This window comes from Rhizobium pisi, from assembly GCF_003938655.1.
Taxonomy (GTDB): domain Bacteria; phylum Pseudomonadota; class Alphaproteobacteria; order Rhizobiales; family Rhizobiaceae; genus Rhizobium; species Rhizobium pisi.
In genome coordinates, this window is the sequence record NZ_RJJT01000065.1 from 1 (window position 1) to 1,271 (window position 1,271).

Genomic DNA, 1,271 nt, shown 5'->3' on the forward strand with positions numbered 1-1,271 from the left:
TGACCTGCCACTGAGAATTTCCTCCAGAATGGATTAGAGTCCGGCCTATTAAGGGACGGACGAATGAAGAAGCAGAGATTTACGGAAGAGCAGATTATCGGTGTGCTGAAGGAGCAGGAGGCTGGCGCGAAGGCGGCCGACCTCTGCCGCAAGCACGGGATTTCAGAAGCGACGTTTTATAACTGGAAAGCCAAATATGGCGGCATGGAAGTCTCCGAGGCGAAGCGGCTGAAGGCGCTTGAGGACGAGAATACCAGGCTGAAGAAGCTGTTGGCCGAACAGATGCTTGATGCAGCCGCGCTCCGCGAGCTTCTTGCAAAAAAATGGTAGGGCCTGCCGCCAAGCGTGAAGCCGTCACGCATCTGAAGGCCGTCATGGGTCTTTCGGAACGGCGGGCCTGCCAGATCGTATCCGCCGACCGCAAGACGATCCGTTATCGGTCCAATCGACCGCCGGAGGTCGATCTGCGAGCGAAGCTGCGTGACCTCGCTAATGAGCGACGGCGTTTCGGCTACCGGCGGCTATTCATCCTGCTTCGGCGAGACGGAGAGCCGTCCGGGGTCAATCGCATATACCGTCTTTATCGCGAGGAAGGGCTTTCCGTTCGCAAGCGAAAGGCCCGTCGGCGTGCTGTCGGCACGCGTGCGCCGATCCTGGTCGAAGCGAAGGCCAATGCCCGCTGGTCGCTGGATTTCGTCCACGACCAGTTTGCCTGCGGTAGACGCTTCCGGGTGCTAAACGTTGTCGATGATGTGACGCGCGAATGCCTGGCGGCAATCCCCGACACGTCGATCTCCGGTCGCCGTGTTGCTCGGGAACTGACGACGCTGATCGAACGACGCGGCAAGCCTGACATGATTGTCTCCGACAACGGCACCGAATTCACCTCGAATGCCATTCTTGCCTGGTCGAAGGATCACAAGGTCGAGTGGCACTACATCGCGCCGGGAAAGCCAATGCAGAACGGCTATGTCGAGAGTTTCAACGGTCGCATGCGCGACGAGTTGCTCAACGAGAGCCTCTTCTTCGGCCTCGATCATGCCCGCAGCGCCATCGCTGAATGGGCTGAGGATTATAACCATTTCCGGCCGCACTCATCGCTCGGATATCAGACCCCGGCAGACTATGCCGGGACCATCGCCGCAACCGGCTCCAACGCTGCGCAAGATGAAAGCTTCGCGTTTCCGCCGGTTGCTCACACCGCGCCATTTGGCGTATTCAAAGCCGCCGAGGCTCTAACCGCCGCTGGATGAAAGTTCAGTGGCAGGTCA

Annotated in this window: 1 protein-coding gene; it reads left to right on the forward strand. The window is 59.1% G+C overall.

Going from position 1 to position 1,271, the window contains the following annotated elements:
* Positions 1–63 precede the first annotated feature (63 nt).
* Positions 64–1,253, forward strand: a protein-coding gene (locus EFD55_RS32905) for an IS3 family transposase (RefSeq protein WP_085994801.1) whose coding sequence is annotated in 2 segments (ribosomal slippage) — positions 64–316 and positions 316–1,253 — 1,191 coding nt in all. Because the reading frame shifts where the segments join, the coding sequence is not laid out codon by codon here.
* Positions 1,254–1,271: the final 18 nt, after the last annotated feature.